Annotated in this window: 1 protein-coding gene and 1 pseudogene; both read right to left on the bottom strand. The window is 70.4% G+C overall.

Features of this window, described 5'->3' with window-relative positions:
* Positions 1–219, bottom strand: a pseudogene (locus ACFVIM_RS34485) (hypothetical protein); the annotation flags it as partial.
* Positions 220–256: 37 nt separating this feature from the next.
* Positions 257–2485 carry an RNA degradosome polyphosphate kinase gene (locus tag ACFVIM_RS34480; RefSeq protein WP_384310157.1) on the bottom strand — a complete coding sequence of 743 codons (2229 nt, stop codon included), beginning with the start codon at positions 2483–2485 and terminating at the stop codon, positions 257–259.
* Positions 2486–2788 lie beyond the last annotated feature (303 nt).

Raw genomic sequence — 2788 nt, 5'->3', positions numbered from 1 at the left:
GAGGAAGTCCTCCGCGCGCTGGTGCAGATACGGGGCGAGGAGCGCGCCCCCGTCCGGTGCGCCCCCGGGTCCGGGTACGTCCGTGGCGACCGCCGGAACGTTCGCTCGTGGGTCCGTCAGACCTCCTGACGTGGCGACGGGTGGGGAGCCCGGCAGGGCGGCGGACGGGGAGCCGGGCGGGGGTTCCGGCGGCGCCCCCGGCGGCGTGGCTGTCGGCATGGCCGCCGGGGTGACCGTCGGGGGAACACAGGATGGTTCAGGGCTTGGCACGCCTGCGCCTCCGGGCGTCGATGAGCATCTCCTGGACGTTTCTCAGCGGTTGTCCGTCCGGGTCGGTCGCGTGCCGCGTCCAGCCGCCGTCGGGGCCGAGGTGCCAGGAGGAGGTGGTGTCGGACATTCCGGTCTCCAGCAGCCGGATCAGGGAGGCCCGGTGGGCCGGGTCCGTGACGCGGACCAGTGCCTCGATCCGGCGGTCGAGGTTGCGGTGCATCATGTCGGCGCTGCCGAACCAGACCTCCGGCTCACCGCCGTTGCCGAAGGCGAAGACCCGCGAGTGCTCCAGGAAGCGTCCCAGCACCGAGCGGACCCGGATGTTCTCCGAGAGCCCGGGGACCCCGGGCCGCACCGCGCAGATGCCCCGGACCCAGATGTCCACCGGTACGCCCGCCATCGCCGCCCGGTAGCAGGCGTCGATGATCGCCTCGTCGACCAGCGAGTTGACCTTGATACGGACATACGCGGGGCGGCCCGCCTTGTGGTGCGCGGCCTCCTTGTTGATCCGCGAGACCAGCCCGTCGCGGAGCGACTTGGGGGCGACCAGCAGCCGCCGGTAGGTCTCGCGCCGGGAGTAGCCGGAGAGCCGGTTGAAGAGGTCGGAGAGGTCGGCGCCGACCTGCGGGTCGGCGGTGAGCAGCCCGAGGTCCTCGTACAGCCGCGCGGTCTTGGGGTGGTAGTTGCCGGTGCCGACATGGGAGTAGCGGCGCAGGACCTCGCCCTCCTGGCGCACCACCAGGGAGAGCTTGCAGTGGGTCTTCAGGCCGACCAGCCCGTACACGACGTGGCAGCCCGACTCCTCCAGCTTCCGGGCCCACTTGATGTTGGCCTGCTCGTCGAAGCGGGCCTTGATCTCGACGAGGACGAGGACCTGCTTGCCGGACTCGGCGGCGTCGATCAGCGCGTCGACTATCGGGGAGTCGCCGGAGGTCCGGTACAGCGTCTGCTTGATCGCGAGGACGTCGGGATCGGCCGCCGCCTGCTCCAGGAACGCCTGTACGGAGGTGGAGAAGCTGTCGTACGGGTGGTGCAGCAGCACATCCCGCTCGCGCAGCGCCATGAAGATGTCGGGCGCCGAGGCGGACTCCACCTCCGCGAGGTCCCGGTGGGTGCCCGCGATGAACTTGGGGTACTTCAGCTCCGGCCGGTCCTGCCCGGCGATGCCGAAGAGGCCGGTGAGGTCGAGCGGCCCGGGCAGCGGATAGACCTCGGAGTCGGTGATCTTCAGCTCGCGGACCAGCAGATCGAGGACGTACGGGTCGATGGACTCCTCGACCTCCAGCCGCACCGGCGGTCCGAAGCGCCGCCGCATCAGCTCCTTCTCCAGCGCCTGGAGCAGGTTCTCGGCGTCGTCCTCCTCCACCTCCAGGTCCTCGTTGCGCGTCACCCGGAACATGTGGTGCGCCAGCACCTCCATCCCCGGGAACAACTCCTCCAGATGGGCCGCGATGACGTCTTCGAGCGGCACATAGCGCTGTGGCGACGCCTCCAGGAAGCGCGAGAGCAGCGGCGGCACCTTCACCCGGGCGAAGTGGCGGTGGCCGCTGACGGGGTTGCGGACGACGACGGCCAGATTGAGCGAGAGCCCGGAGATATACGGGAACGGGTGGGCCGGGTCGACGGCCAGCGGTGTCAGCACCGGGAAGATCTGCTGCCGGAAGAGGGTGAACAGGCGGGCCTGCTCCTTCTCCGTCAGGTCCGGCCAGCGGATGAGATGGATCCCCTCGTCGGCGAGGGCGGGCGACACGTCCTGCTGGAAGGTGGCGGCATGCCGGGCCATGAGCTCACGCGAGCGGGTCCAGATCAGGTCGAGGACCTCGCGGGGCTGGAGCCCGGAGGCGGACCGGGTGGCCACTCCGGTGGCGATACGCCGCTTGAGTCCGGCGACGCGGACCATGAAGAACTCGTCGAGGTTCGAGGCGAAGATCGCCAGGAAGTTGGCGCGCTCCAGGAGCGGGGTCGCCGGGTCCTCGGCCAGTTCCAGCACCCGCTCGTTGAACGCGAGCCAACTGCGTTCCCTGTCCAGAAAACGCCCCTCGGGCAGCTCCGAGCCGGAGCCGCGCCCTTCCTCTCCATACGGACGGAGGTCCACGTCCAGATCGGGTTCCAGATCGGCGGCGGTGGCTGCGGCGCTAGGGGGCCGGTGCCCGGCTATCGAACCGATGGACGGCTGGGGGTGCTGGACCGATGCCTCGGCGGGCTGCTGACTCATGAACCCATTCTTCCGCGTCATGGGCGCCTGGGGCGCGCCGGAGCGGTCCGGGGCGGGGCGGTTTCTCCCGTTGCTCGACGGGGACGCGGGCGCGGAGTCGGCGGGCGGCATTGGGTGAGGGTCGCAAAGCCGTCTGAATGGCCGGTAACGACGACATGACGTAGGGGAAGCGGATGGGGGAGCGCCCGGGGTACGGGCCATCCGAGTGGCGCGATCGAGTCGGTCACCGTCCGTTTCTGCGGGGTCGGATTCGTGACCTTCGGTGACGAGTACGGGTGCGTGGGCCGCGCCCCGGCGAGGGGC

It is taken from the genome of Streptomyces sp. NPDC057638 (genome assembly GCF_042800315.1).
GTDB lineage: Bacteria > Actinomycetota > Actinomycetes > Streptomycetales > Streptomycetaceae > Streptomyces.
Note: the sequence above shows the minus strand (reverse complement) of the source record. Positions and strands in the feature narration are given on the sequence as shown.

Coding starts and splice junctions, on each gene's coding strand:
- ACFVIM_RS34480 (WP_384310157.1), bottom strand. CDS start 2,485: ATGAGTCAGCAGCCCGCCGAGGCATCGGTCCAGCACCCCCAGCCGTCC.